The organism is Enterococcus gilvus ATCC BAA-350 (genome assembly GCF_000407545.1).
Classification (GTDB): Bacteria; Bacillota; Bacilli; order Lactobacillales; family Enterococcaceae; genus Enterococcus_A; species Enterococcus_A gilvus.
Genome location: NZ_ASWH01000001.1, coordinates 233,141 through 251,441 on the forward strand (window position 1 = coordinate 233,141; position 18,301 = coordinate 251,441).

Here is an 18,301-nt window from a genome sequence, read left to right on the forward strand (position 1 = left end):
AAATTTAATTTAAGAGAGGAGCAAACAAAGAAATGGCAAGAGAATTTTCTCTAGAAAACACTCGTAATATCGGTATCATGGCCCACGTTGATGCAGGTAAAACTACAGCAACAGAGCGTATCTTGTATTACACTGGTAAAATCCATAAAATCGGCGAAACGCACGAAGGCGCTTCTCAAATGGACTGGATGGAACAAGAACAAGAACGTGGTATCACGATCACTTCTGCTGCTACTACAGCACAATGGAAGGGTCACCGCGTAAACATTATCGATACTCCAGGACACGTGGACTTCACAATCGAAGTACAACGTTCATTACGTGTTCTTGATGGCGCAGTAACTGTATTGGACTCACAATCAGGTGTAGAACCACAAACAGAAACTGTTTGGCGTCAAGCGACAGAATATCAAGTACCTCGTATTGTATTCTGTAATAAAATGGACAAAATTGGTGCGGACTTCCTTTACTCAGTAAGCACTTTACACGATCGTTTACAAGCGAATGCTCATCCAATCCAATTACCAATTGGTGCTGAAGATGACTTCACTGGTATCATCGACTTAGTTAAAATGAAAGCTGAAATCTACACAAACGACTTAGGAACTGAAATCCAAGAGACTGAAATTCCTGAAGAGTATAAAGAATTAGCTGAAGAATGGCGTGAAAAATTAGTAGAAGCTGTTGCTGATACTGACGAAGACCTAATGATGAAATTCTTAGAAGGTGAAGAAATCACCGACGAAGAATTAAAAGCAGGAATTCGTAACGCTACTCTATCTGTAGACTTCTACCCAGTTCTTTGTGGATCAGCCTTCAAAAACAAAGGTGTTCAATTGATGTTGGATGCAGTCATCGACTATCTTCCAGCGCCAACTGACGTTAAAGCGATCCAAGGGTTCAACCCTAAAACAGACGAAGAAACAGAACGTCCAGCTGATGACTCTGCACCATTCTCATCACTAGCGTTCAAAGTTATGACTGACCCATTCGTAGGTCGTTTAACATTCTTCCGTGTTTATTCAGGCGTTTTAAACTCTGGTTCATATGTATTGAATGCATCTAAAGGCAAACGTGAACGTATCGGACGTATTCTGCAAATGCACGCGAATACACGTAAAGAAATCGATACTGTTTACTCAGGAGATATCGCTGCCGCTGTTGGATTGAAAGATACAACAACTGGAGATACTCTTTGTGCTGAAGATGCACCGGTTATCTTAGAATCAATCGAATTCCCTGATCCAGTTATCGAAGTTGCTGTTGAACCTAAATCAAAAGCTGACCAAGATAAAATGGGTGTCGCATTACAAAAACTTGCTGAAGAAGATCCTTCATTCCGCGTTGAAACAAACGTTGAAACTGGCGAAACTGTTATCGCTGGTATGGGTGAACTTCACTTGGACGTTTTAGTCGACCGTATGCGTCGCGAATTTAAAGTGGATGCTAACGTAGGTGCGCCTCAAGTATCTTATCGTGAAACATTCCGTGCTGCTACCAATGCAGAAGGTAAATTCGTACGTCAGTCTGGTGGTAAAGGTCAATACGGTCACGTATGGATCGAATTTACGCCAAACGAAGAAGGTGCCGGCTTCGAATTCGAAAACGCAATCGTTGGTGGTGTGGTTCCTCGTGAATACATTCCAGCAGTTGAAAAAGGATTAGAAGACGCAATGGCAAACGGTGTATTAGCTGGCTATCCATTGGTTGATATCAAAGCGAAGCTTTATGATGGTTCATACCATGATGTCGATTCAAATGAAACAGCCTTCCGTGTAGCTGCCTCTATGGCTCTACGTGCGGCTGCGAAGAAAGCTAGCCCATCGATCCTTGAACCAATGATGAAAGTTACAATCACAGTTCCAGAAGATTACTTAGGTGATGTTATGGGTCATGTAACTGCTCGTCGTGGACGTGTTGAAGGAATGGAAGCACATGGTAACGCGCAAATCGTTAACGCAATTGTGCCGTTAGCTGAAATGTTTGGTTACGCTACAACGCTTCGTTCTTCTACTCAAGGACGCGGAACATTCATGATGGTCTTTGACCACTATGAAGATGTACCTAAATCAGTTCAAGAAGAAATTATTAAGAAAAATGGCGGTAAAGCCGACTAATTTTTAAGAATTAGCTGTTTTTTACAGCTTTTCTAAAAGAACTGTATTTTTAACAACGTTTCATGTAAAATAATTAACTGATGATATGGGCTCGTACTGCTGTTGTGGTACGGACCTATCAGATAAAAAAACTAAACTCATTTACTTAGGAGGAACATTTTAAATGGCTAAAGAAAAATTTGACCGTTCAAAACCCCATGTTAACATTGGTACTATCGGACACGTTGACCATGGTAAAACTACTTTAACTGCTGCAATTACAACTGTACTTGCTAAACAAGGCGGAGCACAAGCTATGGACTACGCGCAAATCGACGGAGCTCCTGAAGAACGCGAACGTGGTATTACTATCAACACTGCTCACGTTGAGTACGAAACTGAAAACCGTCACTATGCTCACGTTGACTGCCCAGGACACGCGGACTACGTTAAAAACATGATCACTGGTGCTGCACAAATGGACGGAGCTATCTTAGTAGTTTCTGCTGCTGATGGCCCTATGCCTCAAACTCGTGAACACATCTTGTTATCTCGTAACGTTGGTGTTCCTTACATCGTTGTATTCTTAAACAAAATGGATATGGTTGACGATGAAGAATTACTTGAATTAGTTGAAATGGAAGTTCGTGACCTATTAACAGAATACGACTTCCCAGGCGACGACACTCCAGTTATCGCAGGTTCAGCTTTGAAAGCTTTAGAAGGCGACGCTTCATACGAAGAAAAAATCTTAGAATTAATGGCTGCTGTTGACGAATACATCCCAACACCAGTTCGTGATACTGACAAACCATTCATGATGCCAGTCGAAGACGTATTCTCAATCACTGGTCGTGGTACTGTTGCAACTGGTCGTGTTGAACGTGGACAAGTTCGCGTTGGTGACGAAGTTGAAATCGTAGGTATCGCTGAAGCAACTGCTAAAACAACTGTTACAGGTGTTGAAATGTTCCGTAAATTGTTAGATTACGCTGAAGCTGGCGATAACATTGGTGCATTATTACGTGGTGTTGCACGTGAAGACATCCAACGTGGACAAGTATTGGCTAAACCAGCTTCAATCACTCCACATACAAAATTCTCTGCAGAAGTTTACGTTTTAACTAAAGAAGAAGGCGGACGTCACACTCCATTCTTCACTAACTACCGTCCTCAGTTCTACTTCCGTACAACTGACGTAACTGGTGTAGTTGATCTACCAGAAGGTACTGAAATGGTAATGCCTGGTGATAACGTAACTATGGAAGTTGAATTAATCCACCCAATCGCGATCGAAGACGGAACTCGTTTCTCTATTCGTGAAGGCGGACGTACTGTTGGTTCAGGCGTTGTAACTACAATCAAAGCTTAATCAACTCTACAATCAATTAATAATTTATGCTCGGACGTAAAGAGTCGCCGGATTTCCGGTGACTCTTTTTTTGTGATCCTGAAAGATACTCCTGCAGCAAGCTTCTCTGATAGTGTTAAGAGAGTTGGAAATTCCGATGGTTATCAGTTTATATCTGAAAGAAATTTCAGTACGATGGCAGAAGGAAAATCGGAAGGATGATGAATGTGATTGTTATTCCTGTACCCCACTATGGCTTCGATCCGACAGAAGCTGCTGTTCCATGGGACTATCTAGACAAGCAGGGAGTAGAAATCGTTTTTGCGACGCCAGATGGTCAAATGGCGTCTGCCGATGAACGATTGCTTACTGGAAGAGGATTTGGACCATTAAAAAAATTCCTCATGGCAGATTCGAATGCTTTGACTAATTATCGTAGGATGATTGCAAGCGAATCCTTCAAGCGGCCGCTTCGTTACGCTGATATTGATCCAAGCGACTTTGAAGGAGTTCTGCTGCCAGGAGGGCATGATAAGGGTATGAAGACATACTTGGAATCTCAAGTGTTGCAAGAGAAAGTCTCTGAATTCTTTTTAACCGAAAAAACAGTTGGTGCTATCTGTCATGGGACTGTTTTAGCTGCTAGATCGATCAATTCGAAAACAAATAAATCCGTCCTTTATGATTATGAAACAACGTCGTTGCTTAAAGTTCAGGAAATGGGTGCGTATTATTTAACAGCATTATGGTTGAAGGATTACTATCGAACCTATTCGATCACTGTAGAGGGTGAAGTAAAATCAGTCCTGAAAAACGTACGTCAATTTCAATCGGGAAGTTTGTCAATGAATCGTGATTCCTTGGAGAATGAGGGACCAGCCTTTGTGGTTGAAGACCGCAATTATGTGTCCGCACGATGGCCAGGTGACGCCCATACTTTTGCAAAGAAGTTTTATCAACGTTTGAAACAAAATTATTGAGTTTTCTACTATTATAGAAGAAACACATTTATTCTATACAACCGATAATTGAGCGTTTTCTGAAAATTTGACAGAGAATCGAAATTCACTTAGAAAATCCTTGCAATCATTGACCCCATGTAATATAATCATAAAGGTGCTGTTTACAGGAGTGTGAATAACACTGGGGGGTTCAAGTATGAATCCGCCGGCTTTGAAACGAGAGGTTGCGACACGCCCGGACGCTTTGCCACGAACGAGCGTGACGGAGATTTTCGTGGAGCTATGTCTACTTTTAAAATAGGCGAAGGAGGGAACAAGATGGCAAAACAAAAAATTCGTATCCGTTTAAAAGCGTATGAACATGGTATTTTAGATCAATCAGCGGATAAAATCGTTGAAACTGCAAAAAGAACTGGAGCTAGCGTGTCTGGTCCAATTCCATTACCAACTGAACGCAGTCTTTACACTGTTATCCGTGCGACTCATAAATACAAAGATTCACGCGAACAATTCGAAATGCGTACTCACAAACGTCTAATTGACATTGTGAACCCAACACCGAAGACAGTTGATGCTTTAATGAAGCTTGACTTACCATCAGGTGTGAATATTGAAATCAAACTATAATAAGAAGATGGAGGTGTAATCATGACCAAAGGAATCTTAGGGAAAAAAGTGGGAATGACTCAAATCTTCACAGAATCTGGTGAACTTATTCCAGTAACTGTTATCGAAGCTACTCCAAACGTTGTTTTACAAGTGAAAACAATGGAAAACGATGGCTACGAAGCTGTTCAATTAGGTTACCAAGATATGCGTGAAGTTTTGTCTAACAAACCTGCGAAAGGTCATGTTGCAAAAGCAAACACGGCTCCTAAGCGCTTCATTCGAGAATTCAAAGATGTTGAGCTAGGAGACTATGAAGTAGGTAAAGAAGTGAAAGTTGATACTTTCCAAGCTGGAGACATCATTGATGTTACCGGAACGACTAAAGGTAAAGGATTCCAAGGCGTTATCAAACGTCACGGACAAAGCCGCGGCCCAATGGCCCACGGTTCTCGTTACCACCGTCGTCCTGGATCTATGGGTCCTGTTGCACCGAACCGCGTATTTAAAAATAAAAAACTTGCTGGTCGCATGGGCGGCGATCGCGTAACAATTCAAAACCTTGAAGTTGTTCGTGTAGACGCTGACCGCAACGTTATCTTAGTTAAGGGAAATGTTCCTGGCGCTAAAAAATCATTAATCACTATCAAATCAGCTGTGAAAGCTAAATAATTAGTTAGAGGAAAGGAGGAACTAAGGAATGCCAACTGTAGCATTATTCAAACAAGATGGAACTCAAAACGGTGACATCACTTTAAATGAAGAAATCTTCGGAATTGAACCAAATGAAAGTGTTGTTTACGATGCAATCGTTATGCAACGCGCTTCATTGAGACAAGGAACACACGCTGTGAAAAATCGTAGCGCAGTTCGTGGCGGTGGTCGCAAACCATGGCGTCAAAAAGGAACTGGACGTGCTCGTCAAGGTTCTATCCGTTCACCACAATGGCGTGGAGGTGGCGTTGTCTTCGGACCTACACCACGTTCATACAGCTACAAACTTCCTAAAAAAGTTCGTCGCTTAGCAATCAAATCTGTTTTATCAGAAAAAGTTGCTGAAAATAACTTAGTTGCTGTTGATGCTTTAAGCTTTGACGCACCTAAAACAAAAGAATTCAAGCAAGTTTTAACTAGCTTGTCTATTGATTCTAAAGTATTGGTTGTTTTAGAAACAGAAAACGAAGTTGCAGGCTTAGCTGCTCGTAACTTATCAAATGTAACTGTTACTACTTCAGACAACGTTACTGTATTAGATGTAGTCGCTAATGACAAAATCTTAGCAACGCAAACTGCTCTTACTCAAATTGAGGAGGTGCTTGCATAATGAACTTACTAGACGTAATTAAACGCCCGGTGATCACTGAGAAATCTATGTTAGACATGGACGAAAAGAAATATACCTTCGAAGTTGACACTCGTGCGAATAAAACTTTAGTGAAACAAGCGGTTGAAGCTGCTTTCGACGTTAAAGTAAAAAATGTAAACATTATGAATGCTAAACCAAAAGCAAAACGTATGGGTAAATACCAAGGCTTCACAAAAAAACGTCGCAAAGCTGTTGTGACATTAACTGAAGATTCAAAAGAAATTCAACTTTTCGACGCTGCTGAATAAGCGTTAGAAAATCACTAGTAAATAGGAGGGAAACTAGACGTGGCGATTAAAAAGTACAAACCTACCTCAAATGGTCGTCGTAATATGACAAGTTCTGATTTCGCTGAAATCACTACTTCAGTGCCTGAAAAGACACTTTTACAACCATTGAAAAACAACGCCGGTCGTAACAACAACGGTCGCATCACTGTACGCCATCAAGGTGGCGGACATAAACGTCAATACCGTGTTATCGATTTCAAACGTAACAAAGATAACGTGGTTGCTACAGTACAAACGATCGAATACGATCCAAACCGCTCAGCAAACATTGCATTAGTTCACTATACAGACGGAGTAAAAGCTTACATCTTAGCACCTAAAGGCTTAGAAGTTGGCATGAAACTTGTTTCTGGACCAGATGCAGATATCAAAATTGGGAACACTCTTCCATTGGAAAACATTCCAGTTGGTACTGTTGTTCACAACATCGAAATGAAACCTGGTAAAGGCGGACAATTGATCCGTTCAGCCGGTACAAGTGCTCAAGTACTTGGTAAAGAAGGAAAATACGTATTAGTACGTTTGAATTCTGGCGAAGTTCGTATGATCTTAGCTACTTGCCGTGCAACTATTGGTTCTGTTGGTAACGAACAACACGAATTGATCAACATTGGTAAAGCTGGACGTTCTCGTTGGATGCGCAAACGCCCAACTGTACGTGGTAGCGTAATGAACCCTAACGATCACCCACACGGTGGTGGTGAAGGTAAAGCTCCAGTCGGACGTAAAGCGCCAGTATCTCCATGGGGACAACCTGCATTGGGTTACAAAACGCGTAATAAGAAAGCTGCATCAGACAAGCTTATCGTACGTCGTAAGACTAAATAATATCATTGACTATGTGTCGCATATTTTGAGAGGAGGTACACCATGGGTCGTAGTTTGAAAAAAGGACCTTTCGCTGATGATCATTTGATGAAGAAGGTCGAAGCGCAACAAGGTGTTGAAAAGAAGAAAGTTATCAAAACTTGGTCTCGTCGCTCAACAATTTTTCCTAATTTTGTAGGATTTACTATTGCTGTTTATGACGGACGCAAACATGTGCCAGTTTACATCCAAGAAGACATGGTAGGACATAAATTAGGTGAATTTGCACCATCAAGAACTTATCGTGGGCATGCCGCCGACGATAAGAAAACAAGACGTTAATTTTGAGGGGAGGATATTAACATGGCAGAACAAATTACATCAGCTAAGGCAACTGCAAAAACAGTTCGCACTTCTCCTCGTAAAGCACGTTTAGTTATCGATCTTATTAGAGGAAAAAGCGTAGCAGAAGCAATTTCAATCTTGAAATTCACACCAAACAAATCTGCTGGAATCATCGAAAAAGTGATGATGTCCGCAGTTGCTAACGCAGAGAACAACTTTGACTTAGATGTTGAGAACTTGGTAGTTTCTGAAGCATTTGTTAACGAAGGACCAACAATGAAACGTTTCCGTCCACGTGCAAAAGGTTCAGCTTCACCAATCAACAAACGTACAAGTCACATCACCGTTGTGGTATCAGAAAAATAAGGAGGGATAATCAGTGGGTCAAAAAGTAAATCCTATTGGAATGCGTGTAGGCATCATCCGTGAGTGGGATGCTAAATGGTATGCCGAAAAAGAGTATGCTGAATTTCTACACGAAGATTTGAGAATCCGTAAGTTCATCGCAACGAAACTTGCTGATGCCGCTGTGTCAACTGTTGAAATCGAACGCGCTGCAAACCGTGTGAATATTTCAATCCACACAGCCAAACCTGGTATGGTTATCGGTAAAGGCGGATCTGAAGTCGAAAGCCTAAGAAAAGAATTGAATAAATTAACTGGTAAACGAGTTCACATCAACATCGTTGAAATCAAAAAACCAGATTTAGATGCTAAATTAGTCGGCGAAGGAATCGCGCGTCAATTAGAAAACCGCGTTGCTTTCCGTCGTGCACAAAAACAAGCGATCCAACGCACTATGCGTTCTGGCGCTAAAGGAATCAAAACTCAAGTATCTGGTCGTTTGAATGGTGCGGATATCGCTCGTTCAGAAGGATACTCTGAAGGAACTGTTCCTCTTCATACATTGCGTGCCGACATCGACTACGCTTGGGAAGAAGCGAATACAACATACGGAAAACTAGGAGTTAAAGTGTGGATTTATCGTGGAGAAATTCTTCCTACAAAGAAAAACACTAAGAAAGGAGGGAAATAGACATGTTAGTACCTAAACGTGTAAAACACCGTCGTGAATTCCGCGGAAAAATGCGTGGAGAAGCTAAAGGTGGAAAAGAAATCGCATTTGGTGAATTCGGCTTACAAGCTGTTGAATCACATTGGATTACTAACCGCCAAATCGAAGCATCACGTATCGCCATGACTCGTTACATGAAACGTGGTGGGAAAGTATGGATCAAAATTTTCCCTCACAAATCATATACATCTAAAGCCATCGGCGTACGTATGGGTAAAGGTAAAGGTGCTCCTGAAGGATGGGTTTCACCAGTTAAACGCGGCAAGATCATGTTTGAAATCGCCGGCGTACCTGAAGAAGTTGCTCGTGAAGCATTACGTCTTGCTTCTCACAAATTACCTATGAAAACTAAGATCGTAAAACGTGAGGAAATGGGTGGTGAATCGAATGAAGGTTAAAGAAATCAGAGAATTAACCACTGCCGAAATGATTGATCAAGAAAAACAATTAAAAGAAGAATTGTTTAATCTTAGATTCCAATTAGCAACAGGTCAATTAGAGAACACTGCACGTATTAAAGAAGTACGTAAATCGATTGCACGCATTAAAACTGTGTTGCATGAACAAGCTGACAAATAGTGGAAGGAGGCCATTCCAGTATGACTGAAGAAAGAAATCAACGTAAAGTTTATCAAGGACGCGTGGTATCTGACAAAATGGACAAAACGATCACTGTTGTCGTTGAAACCCAAAAGAACCATCCAATCTACGGTAAACGTATGAAGTATTCTAAAAAATACAAAGCTCACGATGAAAACAATGAAGCAAAAATTGGCGATATCGTGAAAATCATGGAAACTCGTCCATTATCAGCTACCAAACGTTTCCGTCTGGTTGAAATCGTTGAAAAAGCAGTGATTATCTAATCACACGAGATTTTCCTATATAGATGTTTTTTAAATCTGAAAGGAGGATACACAAGTGATCCAAGCAGAAAGCCGTTTAAAAATCGCGGACAACTCAGGCGCACGTGAAATTTTAACTATTAAAGTTCTCGGCGGATCTGGTCGCAAAACTGCAAATATCGGTGATGTGATTGTTGCTACGGTTAAACAAGCAACGCCAGGTGGTGTTGTCAAAAAAGGTGAGGTTGTTAAAGCCGTTATCGTTCGAACTAAATCAGGCGCTCGTCGTACTGACGGTTCTTATATCAAATTTGATGAAAATGCAGCTGTTATCATTCGTGATGACAAGAGCCCAAGAGGAACACGTATCTTCGGACCTGTCGCTCGTGAACTACGCGAAGGCAATTTCATGAAGATCGTTTCATTGGCACCGGAAGTATTATAATCGAAAGATTCAACCAAAGGAGGTGCGCAACAGTAATGTTCGTTAAAAAAGGCGATAAAGTAAAAGTTATCTCTGGTAAAGACAGAAATAAAGAAGGCGTAGTATTAGAAGCCCTTCCTAAACAAGATAAAGTCGTTGTTGAAGGCGTCAATATCGTGAAAAAACATAAAAAAGCCTCTCAAGAAGCCCCTCAAGGCGGAATCGTAGAGGTAGAAGCACCAATTCATGCTTCTAATGTTATGGTGATCGACCCTTCAAATGGAGAAGCGACACGCGTTGGCTATAAAATGGTTGACGGCAAGAAAGTCCGTGTTTCTAAGAAAACCGGCGAAGCTTTAGATAAATAATTAAACAAGGAAGGAGGATCTTATAGATGAACCGCCTAAAAGAAAAATTTGTAAGTGAAATTACACCATCTTTGATGGAAAAATTTAACTATGATTCAATTATGGAAGTTCCTAAAGTTGAGAAAATCGTCATCAACATGGGTGTTGGTGATGCGGTATCAAACGCAAAAAACTTAGACAAAGCTGTTGAAGAATTAGCCTTGATTTCTGGTCAAAAGCCAATTATCACAAAAGCTAAAAAATCAATCGCTGGTTTCCGTTTACGTGAAGGAATGCCTATCGGTGCGAAAGTAACACTACGTGGAGAAAGAATGTACGAATTCTTAGACAAATTAGTGACTGTGTCACTTCCCCGTGTACGTGACTTCCACGGAGTAAGCAAAAAATCCTTTGATGGCCGTGGTAACTTTACTTTAGGTGTGAAAGAACAATTGATCTTCCCTGAAGTAGATTATGATTTAGTTGATAAAGTCCGTGGTATGGATATCGTTGTTGTTACAACTGCTAAAACAGACGAAGAATCTCGCGAATTATTAACACAACTTGGAATGCCATTCCAAAAATAATCAAGGAGGCGAAAAAATTGGCTAAAAAATCAATGATTGCTAAAAACAAACGCCCAGCAAAACATTCAACGCAAGAGTATACTCGCTGCGAACGTTGCGGACGTCCACATTCAGTTTATCGTAAATTTCATCTTTGCCGTATTTGCTTCCGCGAACTTGCCTACAAAGGTCAAATTCCCGGCGTGAAGAAAGCTAGCTGGTAAAATAAACTCGCATAAAGGAGGTAAACAGTTCAATGGTCATGACAGATCCAATTGCAGATTTTCTAACTCGTATTCGTAATGCCAACATGGTAAAGCACGATTCAGTGGAAGTACCTGCTTCAAAAATCAAACGTGACATCGCAGAAATCCTTAAACGTGAAGGTTTCGTACGTGATGTTGAATACATCGAAGATGACAAACAAGGCATGATCCGTGTTTTCCTTAAATACGGTAAAAATGACGAACGTGTTATCACAAACTTAAAACGTATCTCTAAACCAGGCTTGCGTGCTTATGTCAAAGCTGACGAAGTACCAAAAGTATTAAACGGTTTAGGTATCGCAATCATTTCTACTTCTGAAGGTTTAGTAACCGACAAAGAAGCTAGAGGTAAAAACGTCGGCGGCGAAGTGCTAGCTTACGTTTGGTAAGATCAAACAATCCACGAGGAGGTGTCTTTAAGTGAGCCGTATTGGTAATAAATTAGTCGTTTTACCTGCTGGAGTTGAAGTAACTCAAAACGGGAACGATGTGACTGTTAAAGGACCTAAAGGTGAATTAACTCGTACTTTTTCTTCTGATATCAAAATGAGCATCGAAGGAAACGAAGTAACATTTACTCGTCCAAACGACAGCAAAGAAATGAAAACAATCCACGGAACAACTCGTGCAAACTTCAATAACATGGTTGTTGGTGTTTCAGAAGGGTTCCAAAAAGCATTAGAATTAATCGGGGTTGGGTACCGTGCACAATTACAAGGTTCAAAACTTGTATTGAACGTTGGTTATTCACATCCAGTTGAGATCGTAGCTCCAGAAGGCGTTACAATCGAAGTTCCTGCGAACACTCAAGTAGTGGTTAAAGGATCAAACAAAGAAGTAGTAGGCGAATTAGCTGCGAAAATCCGCGGAACTCGTCCTCCAGAACCTTATAAAGGCAAAGGTATTCGTTATGTTGGCGAATATGTACGTCGTAAAGAAGGTAAAACTGGTAAATAGTAGGTCGAACCTACACGCGGCTTAGGCCAGCTTAATTAAAGAGGTGACAATTGTGATTACAAAACCAGACAAGAATAAAACACGCCAAAAACGCCACATGCGCGTTCGCGGAAAAATTTCTGGTACTGCTGAGTGCCCACGCTTGAACGTTTTTCGTTCTAACAAAAACATCTACGCTCAAATTATTGATGACGTAGCGGGTGTGACGCTAGCAAGTGCCTCTGCCTTGGATAAAGAAATTTCAGGTGGAAACAAAACTGAACAAGCACAAGCTGTTGGGAAATTAGTAGCAGAACGTGCTTCAGAAAAAGGTATTAAGAAAGTAGTCTTTGACCGTGGTGGATACCTTTACCATGGCCGTGTAGCAGCTTTAGCTGAAGCAGCTCGCGAAAATGGACTAGAATTTTAGGAGAAGGAGGAACACCATTCATGGTTTATATCGATCCAAAACATTTGGAATTAGAAGACCGCGTTGTAGCGATCAACCGTGTTACTAAAGTTGTTAAAGGTGGACGTCGTCTACGTTTCGCAGCACTAGTAGTTGTCGGTGACAAGAACGGCCACGTAGGCTTTGGTACAGGTAAAGCTCAAGAAGTACCTGAAGCAATTCGTAAAGCAATCGAAGACGCTAAGAAAAACCTAGTCGAAGTACCAATGGTAGGAACTACGCTTCCTCACGAAGTTATTGGTGTATTCGGCGGCGGACGTATCTTAATGAAACCTGCCGTTGAAGGTGCTGGGGTTGCTGCTGGTGGACCAGTTCGTGCCGTCTTGGAATTAGCTGGGGTTGCCGATGTAACTTCTAAATCTTTAGGTTCAAACACACCAATCAACGTTGTTCGTGCAACTGTTGAAGGTTTAACTCAATTGAAAAAAGCAGAAGAAGTGGCACAATTACGTGGCATCTCTGTTGAAAACTTAGCTAACTAAGGAGGACGAAAGAAATGGCTGAATTAAAAATTACTTTAAAACGCAGTGTTATCGGACGTCCTCAAAACCAACGTGATACTGTTAAAGCGTTGGGTCTTAAAAAAATGAACAGCACAGTTGTTAAACCTGCCAATGATGCAATCAAAGGCATGGTTAACACAGTGTCTCATTTAGTGGACGTAGAAGAAGTTTAATAAAACAATGATGATTAAAATCTAAGGAGGTGCCCAATATAATGAAACTTCATGAATTACAACCTGCCGAAGGTTCACGTAAAGTTCGCAACCGCGTTGGTCGTGGTACTTCATCAGGTAACGGAAAAACAGCCGGACGTGGTCAAAAAGGTCAAAAGGCTCGTTCAGGCGGTGGTGTACGTCTAGGATTTGAAGGTGGTCAAACTCCTTTATTCCGTCGTTTGCCAAAACGTGGATTTACTAACGTGAATCGTAAAGAATACGCTGTGATCAATTTAGATGTCCTAAATCGTTTTGAAGATGGTACTGAAGTAACACCTGTTGCTTTAGTCGAAGCTGGAATCGTGAAAAATGAAAAAGCTGGAATCAAAGTTTTAGGAAACGGATCATTAGACAAAAAACTAACCGTTAAAGCAGCTAAATTCTCTAAACATGCTCAAGAAACAATTGAAGCTGCCGGTGGTTCAATCGAGGTGATTTAATGTTCAAACTTTTAAAGGATTCATTCAAAGTTCAGAACATCCGATCACGGATCTTGTTTACCGTCTTAATGCTATTCGTTTTCCGATTAGGTGCGCAAATCACCGTACCGGGAGTCGATGCACAAGGACTGCAAGGGTTGAGTGAAATGCCATTTTTCAGAATGCTGAATATGGTTAGTGGCTCAGCAATGCAAAACTTTTCGATCTTCTCGATGGGGGTCTCCCCGTATATCACGGCTTCAATCGTTATCCAACTCTTGCAGATGGATATTATTCCTAAATTTGTCGAATGGTCTAAACAAGGAGAAGTTGGTCGTAAAAAGTTAAATCAAGCCACTCGCTATTTAACTTTGGTACTAGCCTTCATTCAGTCTGTAAGTATTACAGCTGGTTTTGATTATTTTGCACAATTTGGATTTGTGCCAAACCGTAATGTTCAAACGTTCGTTACGATTGGGCTTATTCTTACCGCAGGTACCATGTTTGTTACTTGGTTGGGAGAACAGATTACTGAAAAAGGAATCGGTAATGGGGTATCAATGATAATTTTTGCGGGGATCATTTCACGGTTGCCACAAAGTATCAAAGATATCTATGATGATTATTTCGTCAATATCGAATCTAGTGATCTTTGGAAATCAATCATTTTTGTTGTAATTTTACTTGTCGCTATTGTGTTGATCGTCGTTTTTGTAACGTACTTTCAACAAGCGGAAAGAAAGATTCCAATTCAATATACAAAACAAGTCGTTGGTGCACCAACAAGCAGTTATCTACCATTAAAAGTAAATGCTGCCGGAGTTATTCCAGTTATCTTTGCCAGTTCATTCATTGCTACACCCAACGCGGTGTTGCAAGCATTAGCTAGCAAATATAGCGCGGAAGGCTGGTACGATGTGTTAACTAAACTATTTAGTTACAACACGGTTCCAGGTGCTGCGATTTATACTGTTCTAATTGTTTCCTTCACCTTCTTCTATGCATTTGTCCAGGTTAATCCTGAAAAATTAGCAGAGAACTTACAAAAACAAGGAAGTTACATTCCTCGTGTAAGACCAGGTAAAGGAACAGAAGAATATGTTTCTGCAATTTTAATGCGTTTAAGTGTAGTCGGTGCTATTTTCTTAGGATTGATTGCCTTGATTCCAATTATCGCGCAAATGGTTTGGAACCTGCCTCAATCAATTGGATTAGGTGGTACAAGTCTTTTGATCGTTGTTGGGGTGGCATTAGAAACTGCAAAACAACTAGAAGGACTCATGTTGAAACGACGTTATGTCGGATTCATGGATGAAGAGTAGATTCGTGTGTTGAGGGTTTTCCTCAACGCCGTTCTCGCTTCGAATATTTAGGAGGGAAAGCAATGAACCTGATCTTAATGGGACTGCCAGGAGCAGGAAAAGGGACACAAGCAGAAAGAATTGTTGCAACGTACAATATTCCGCACATCAGCACGGGGGATATGTTCCGAGAAGCAATCAAAAACGAGACAACACTCGGATTGAAAGCAAAATCATATATGGATGCAGGGGATTTGGTTCCAGATGAAGTTACTAACGGTATCGTGAAGGAACGCTTAGCCCAAAAGGATACGGATAAAGGATTCTTATTGGATGGCTTCCCTCGTACTTTAGATCAAGCCAAAGCATTAGCTGAAATGTTGACGGACTTGAATAAAAAAATTGATGCTGTTATTGAAATTCAAGTAGCAGAAGAAGTGTTAGTTGAACGTTTGGCAGGACGCTTCATGTGCCGCAACTGCGGTGCAACTTATCATAAAATCTTCAACCCTACGAAAGTAGAAGACACTTGCGATCGTTGCGGCGGTCATGAGTTCTATCAACGTGAAGACGATAAGCCAGAAACTGTTAAAAACCGTTTGTCTGTAAACATTAGAAACAGCGAACCAATTTTAGCTTACTATGATGAAGAAGGTCTGTTGTATCCAGTTGATGGAGATCGTGAAATTGATGCCGTATTTGCGGATGTAGAAAAGATTATCAAAAAATAATTTTGCCTGCCGACTTGAGATGCAGTTTATCTTGCCAAGTTCGATGTTTTATGATAGAATTTGTCAGTCCGACTTCTAGCTTTTTTAGGAGTTAACTTTAGAATTAGGGTGGGAACTGCAGTTTCCGCCATTTTATCGTGTGAAAATGCGAAACAACTACAAGGAGGTACTCTGCGTGGCAAAAGAAGATATGATTGAAATCGAAGGAACAGTCGTCGAAACTTTGCCGAATGCAATGTTTAAAGTCGAATTGGAAAACGGACACGAAGTTCTTGCACACGTATCTGGTAAAATCCGGATGTATTATATTCGAATCTTACCTGGAGATAAAGTTACAGTAGAACTTTCTCCGTATGATTTAAGTCGTGGTCGCATTACCTATCGCTTTAAGTAAGTTGTACTCCGTAAAACTTCAGGAGGTATAATCATGAAAGTAAGACCATCAGTAAAACCAATGTGTGAACATTGTAAAGTAATTCGTCGTAATGGACGCGTTATGGTGATTTGCCCAGCAAACCCAAAACATAAACAACGTCAAGGATAATTGGAGGTGTAATTAAGTATGGCTCGTATTGCAGGAGTAGATATTCCTCGTGATAAACGCGTGGTAATTTCACTTACTTATATTTACGGTATCGGAAATACTACAGCGAAACAAATTTTAGCCGACGCAGGCGTTTCTGAAGATGTTCGTGTTCGTGACTTAACGAATGAACAAACAGACGCTATCCGTGCTGAAGTTGATAAATTAAAAGTTGAAGGCGATCTTCGTCGTGAAACTAACTTAAACATCAAACGTTTGATGGAAATCGGTTCATACCGTGGAATCCGTCATCGTCGTGGCTTGCCTACACGTGGACAAAACACTAAGAACAACGCTCGTACTCGTAAAGGCCCAGCTCGCGCTATTGCAGGCAAGAAAAAATAATTAGTGAAGGAGGTATAAATCTTCATGGTAGCAAAGAAAGTCAATCGTAAACGTCGTGTGAAGAAGAATATTGAAACAGGTATTGCTCATATTCATTCGACTTTCAATAATACAATCATCATGATTACTGATGCTAGCGGTAACGCTGTCGCATGGTCATCTGCAGGTTCATTAGGCTTCAAAGGTAGTAAAAAATCAACTCCTTTCGCTGCTCAAATGGCTGCTGAAACTGCAACAAAAGCTGCAATGGAACATGGATTGAAAAGTGTTGAAGTAACTGTTAAAGGACCTGGTTCTGGTCGTGAAGCAGCGATTCGTTCATTGCAAGCAACTGGTTTAGAAGTAACAGCAATTCGTGACGTGACTCCAGTACCTCATAATGGATGCCGCCCTCCAAAACGCCGTCGTGTTTAATGAGTGCCCAACTCTATGAGTTTTACAGGAATGTCATTGAACAAGACACTTTTCGTTTTGAAAGGGGTAAAAGACAAGAATGATTGAATTCGAAAAACCAAGAATCACAAAAATTGATGAAGACAGAGATTATGGCAAGTTCGTTGTTGAACCTTTGGAAAGAGGTTATGGAACTACTTTAGGTAATTCTCTACGTCGTATTCTACTTTCTTCTTTACCGGGCGCGGCCATTACCAATATTCAAATCGATGGGGTGTTACACGAATTTTCAACCATCAAAGGTGTAAGAGAAGACGTTGTACAAATCATCTTGAATATCAAAGGTTTAGCGTTGAAATTATTTGCGGAAGAAGAAAAAACCCTTGAGATCGATATTACTGGACCAGCTACGGTAACTGCCGGCGATATTATCGTTGACAGCGACGTTGAAATCTTAAATAAAGATATGTACATTTGTACTGTTGCTGAAGGCGCAACATTCCATGCTCGCCTAACGGTAAAACCTGGTCGAGGCTATGTTCAAGCAGACGAAAATAAAAAGGAAGATATGCCAATCGGTGTGCTTCCAGTCGATTCTATTTACACACCTGTACGTAAAGTCAACTATCAAGTTGAAAATACGCGTGTTGGTCGTCGTGATGACTTCGATAAATTAACGATGGAAATTTGGACTGACGGATCTATTATTGCTCAAGAAGCATTAAGTCTTGCAGCAAAAATCTTAACAGAACATTTAGATATTTTTGTAAATCTTACTGATGAAGCTAAAAATGCTGAAATCATGGTTGAAAAAGAAGAAACTCAAAAAGAAAAAATGTTGGAAATGACCATCGAAGAACTAGACTTGTCTGTACGTTCGTATAATTGTTTGAAACGCGCTGGTATTAACACGGTTCAAGAATTAACGAATAAGTCCGAACCTGAAATGATCAAAGTACGTAATTTAGGACGTAAATCACTTGAAGAAGTGAAAGCTAAATTGCATGATCTTGGCTTAGGACTACGTAAAGACGATTAATATTGTTGACAAAGGAGGGAA

The 18,301-nt window shown here is 40.7% G+C and carries 31 protein-coding genes; all 31 read left to right on the forward strand.

Features of this window, described 5'->3' with window-relative positions; genetic code table 11:
* The first annotated feature begins 32 nt into the window (after positions 1–32).
* The 31 genes from fusA (at position 33) to I592_RS01280 (ending at position 18,280) form a co-directional block, all read left to right on the forward strand.
* Positions 33–2,117: an elongation factor G gene (fusA, locus tag I592_RS01135; RefSeq protein WP_010782065.1), complete on the forward strand. Its 2,085-nt coding sequence runs from the start codon at positions 33–35 to the stop codon at positions 2,115–2,117.
* A gap of 163 nt (positions 2,118–2,280) precedes the next feature.
* Positions 2,281–3,468: an elongation factor Tu gene (tuf, locus tag I592_RS01140; RefSeq protein WP_010782064.1), complete on the forward strand. Its 1,188-nt coding sequence runs from the start codon at positions 2,281–2,283 to the stop codon at positions 3,466–3,468.
* A gap of 197 nt (positions 3,469–3,665) precedes the next feature.
* Complete coding sequence (locus I592_RS01145) at positions 3,666–4,427, forward strand: type 1 glutamine amidotransferase domain-containing protein (RefSeq protein ID WP_010782063.1); 762 nt, start codon at positions 3,666–3,668, stop codon at positions 4,425–4,427.
* 300 nt (positions 4,428–4,727) lie between these two features.
* The gene (gene rpsJ, locus I592_RS01150) at positions 4,728–5,036 is read left to right on the forward strand and encodes a 30S ribosomal protein S10 (protein WP_010756438.1); all 309 of its coding nucleotides are present in this window, start codon (positions 4,728–4,730) and stop codon (positions 5,034–5,036) included.
* A 21-nt stretch (positions 5,037–5,057) separates the two neighbouring features.
* Entirely contained in the window at positions 5,058–5,687 is a 630-nt protein-coding gene (gene rplC, locus I592_RS01155) for a 50S ribosomal protein L3 (protein WP_010782062.1), read from the forward strand.
* Between the two features lie 28 nt (positions 5,688–5,715).
* The gene (gene rplD, locus I592_RS01160) at positions 5,716–6,339 is read left to right on the forward strand and encodes a 50S ribosomal protein L4 (protein WP_010782061.1); all 624 of its coding nucleotides are present in this window, start codon (positions 5,716–5,718) and stop codon (positions 6,337–6,339) included.
* Positions 6,339–6,629, forward strand: coding sequence for a 50S ribosomal protein L23 (locus tag I592_RS01165; RefSeq protein ID WP_010782060.1), 291 nt, complete (start codon positions 6,339–6,341; stop codon positions 6,627–6,629). Before rplD ends, I592_RS01165 begins: the two co-directional genes overlap by 1 nt.
* Positions 6,630–6,668: 39 nt before the next feature.
* Complete coding sequence (rplB, locus tag I592_RS01170; protein ID WP_010782059.1) at positions 6,669–7,499, forward strand: 50S ribosomal protein L2; 831 nt, start codon at positions 6,669–6,671, stop codon at positions 7,497–7,499.
* Between the two features lie 42 nt (positions 7,500–7,541).
* Positions 7,542–7,820, forward strand: a complete 279-nt coding sequence (rpsS, locus tag I592_RS01175) for a 30S ribosomal protein S19 (RefSeq protein ID WP_010782058.1) — start codon at positions 7,542–7,544, stop codon at positions 7,818–7,820.
* Positions 7,821–7,841: 21 nt separating this feature from the next.
* Complete coding sequence (rplV, locus tag I592_RS01180) at positions 7,842–8,189, forward strand: 50S ribosomal protein L22 (protein ID WP_010742755.1); 348 nt, start codon at positions 7,842–7,844, stop codon at positions 8,187–8,189.
* Between the two features lie 13 nt (positions 8,190–8,202).
* Positions 8,203–8,859 (forward strand): 30S ribosomal protein S3, encoded by a 657-nt coding sequence (gene rpsC, locus I592_RS01185; RefSeq protein WP_010782057.1) that lies wholly within the window; start codon positions 8,203–8,205, stop codon positions 8,857–8,859.
* Between the two features lie 2 nt (positions 8,860–8,861).
* A complete protein-coding gene (gene rplP, locus I592_RS01190) occupies positions 8,862–9,296 on the forward strand; it encodes a 50S ribosomal protein L16 (protein WP_010742757.1) in 435 nt (144 codons plus the stop codon).
* Positions 9,286–9,477 carry a 50S ribosomal protein L29 gene (gene rpmC, locus I592_RS01195; protein WP_010782056.1) on the forward strand — a complete coding sequence of 64 codons (192 nt, stop codon included), beginning with the start codon at positions 9,286–9,288 and terminating at the stop codon, positions 9,475–9,477. Before rplP ends, rpmC begins: the two co-directional genes overlap by 11 nt.
* Before the next feature lie 20 nt (positions 9,478–9,497).
* Positions 9,498–9,764 carry a 30S ribosomal protein S17 gene (gene rpsQ / locus I592_RS01200; RefSeq protein ID WP_010782055.1) on the forward strand — a complete coding sequence of 89 codons (267 nt, stop codon included), beginning with the start codon at positions 9,498–9,500 and terminating at the stop codon, positions 9,762–9,764.
* Positions 9,765–9,819: 55 nt separating this feature from the next.
* Complete coding sequence (gene rplN, locus I592_RS01205; RefSeq protein WP_010782054.1) at positions 9,820–10,188, forward strand: 50S ribosomal protein L14; 369 nt, start codon at positions 9,820–9,822, stop codon at positions 10,186–10,188.
* 35 nt (positions 10,189–10,223) lie between these two features.
* Positions 10,224–10,535 (forward strand): 50S ribosomal protein L24, encoded by a 312-nt coding sequence (gene rplX, locus I592_RS01210; RefSeq protein ID WP_010782053.1) that lies wholly within the window; start codon positions 10,224–10,226, stop codon positions 10,533–10,535.
* Between the two features lie 26 nt (positions 10,536–10,561).
* On the forward strand, positions 10,562–11,101 hold the full coding sequence (rplE, locus tag I592_RS01215; protein WP_010782052.1) for a 50S ribosomal protein L5: 540 nt from the start codon (positions 10,562–10,564) through the stop codon (positions 11,099–11,101).
* Between the two features lie 17 nt (positions 11,102–11,118).
* The gene (locus I592_RS20865; RefSeq protein ID WP_028020384.1) at positions 11,119–11,304 is read left to right on the forward strand and encodes a type Z 30S ribosomal protein S14; all 186 of its coding nucleotides are present in this window, start codon (positions 11,119–11,121) and stop codon (positions 11,302–11,304) included.
* A gap of 32 nt (positions 11,305–11,336) precedes the next feature.
* Positions 11,337–11,735, forward strand: coding sequence for a 30S ribosomal protein S8 (gene rpsH, locus I592_RS01220; protein ID WP_010747206.1), 399 nt, complete (start codon positions 11,337–11,339; stop codon positions 11,733–11,735).
* 31 nt (positions 11,736–11,766) lie between these two features.
* Entirely contained in the window at positions 11,767–12,303 is a 537-nt protein-coding gene (gene rplF, locus I592_RS01225; protein ID WP_010782051.1) for a 50S ribosomal protein L6, read from the forward strand.
* Between the two features lie 52 nt (positions 12,304–12,355).
* On the forward strand, positions 12,356–12,712 hold the full coding sequence (gene rplR / locus I592_RS01230; protein WP_010782050.1) for a 50S ribosomal protein L18: 357 nt from the start codon (positions 12,356–12,358) through the stop codon (positions 12,710–12,712).
* A 20-nt stretch (positions 12,713–12,732) separates the two neighbouring features.
* Positions 12,733–13,233 carry a 30S ribosomal protein S5 gene (gene rpsE, locus I592_RS01235; RefSeq protein WP_010782049.1) on the forward strand — a complete coding sequence of 167 codons (501 nt, stop codon included), beginning with the start codon at positions 12,733–12,735 and terminating at the stop codon, positions 13,231–13,233.
* A 14-nt stretch (positions 13,234–13,247) separates the two neighbouring features.
* Positions 13,248–13,427: a 50S ribosomal protein L30 gene (gene rpmD, locus I592_RS01240; protein ID WP_010782048.1), complete on the forward strand. Its 180-nt coding sequence runs from the start codon at positions 13,248–13,250 to the stop codon at positions 13,425–13,427.
* A 41-nt stretch (positions 13,428–13,468) separates the two neighbouring features.
* The gene (gene rplO / locus I592_RS01245; RefSeq protein ID WP_010782047.1) at positions 13,469–13,909 is read left to right on the forward strand and encodes a 50S ribosomal protein L15; all 441 of its coding nucleotides are present in this window, start codon (positions 13,469–13,471) and stop codon (positions 13,907–13,909) included.
* Entirely contained in the window at positions 13,909–15,210 is a 1,302-nt protein-coding gene (secY, locus tag I592_RS01250; RefSeq protein ID WP_010782046.1) for a preprotein translocase subunit SecY, read from the forward strand. The genes rplO and secY overlap by 1 nt, the downstream gene beginning before the upstream one ends.
* A gap of 62 nt (positions 15,211–15,272) precedes the next feature.
* Positions 15,273–15,920 carry an adenylate kinase gene (locus tag I592_RS01255; protein ID WP_010782045.1) on the forward strand — a complete coding sequence of 216 codons (648 nt, stop codon included), beginning with the start codon at positions 15,273–15,275 and terminating at the stop codon, positions 15,918–15,920.
* Positions 15,921–16,095: 175 nt separating this feature from the next.
* Positions 16,096–16,314 carry a translation initiation factor IF-1 gene (gene infA / locus I592_RS01260; RefSeq protein WP_010742771.1) on the forward strand — a complete coding sequence of 73 codons (219 nt, stop codon included), beginning with the start codon at positions 16,096–16,098 and terminating at the stop codon, positions 16,312–16,314.
* A 33-nt stretch (positions 16,315–16,347) separates the two neighbouring features.
* Positions 16,348–16,464: a 50S ribosomal protein L36 gene (rpmJ, locus tag I592_RS01265; protein ID WP_010742772.1), complete on the forward strand. Its 117-nt coding sequence runs from the start codon at positions 16,348–16,350 to the stop codon at positions 16,462–16,464.
* Between the two features lie 18 nt (positions 16,465–16,482).
* Entirely contained in the window at positions 16,483–16,848 is a 366-nt protein-coding gene (gene rpsM / locus I592_RS01270; RefSeq protein ID WP_010747198.1) for a 30S ribosomal protein S13, read from the forward strand.
* 24 nt (positions 16,849–16,872) lie between these two features.
* Positions 16,873–17,262 carry a 30S ribosomal protein S11 gene (rpsK, locus tag I592_RS01275; protein ID WP_010742774.1) on the forward strand — a complete coding sequence of 130 codons (390 nt, stop codon included), beginning with the start codon at positions 16,873–16,875 and terminating at the stop codon, positions 17,260–17,262.
* A gap of 79 nt (positions 17,263–17,341) precedes the next feature.
* Positions 17,342–18,280 (forward strand): DNA-directed RNA polymerase subunit alpha, encoded by a 939-nt coding sequence (locus I592_RS01280; RefSeq protein WP_010747196.1) that lies wholly within the window; start codon positions 17,342–17,344, stop codon positions 18,278–18,280.
* Positions 18,281–18,301: the final 21 nt, after the last annotated feature.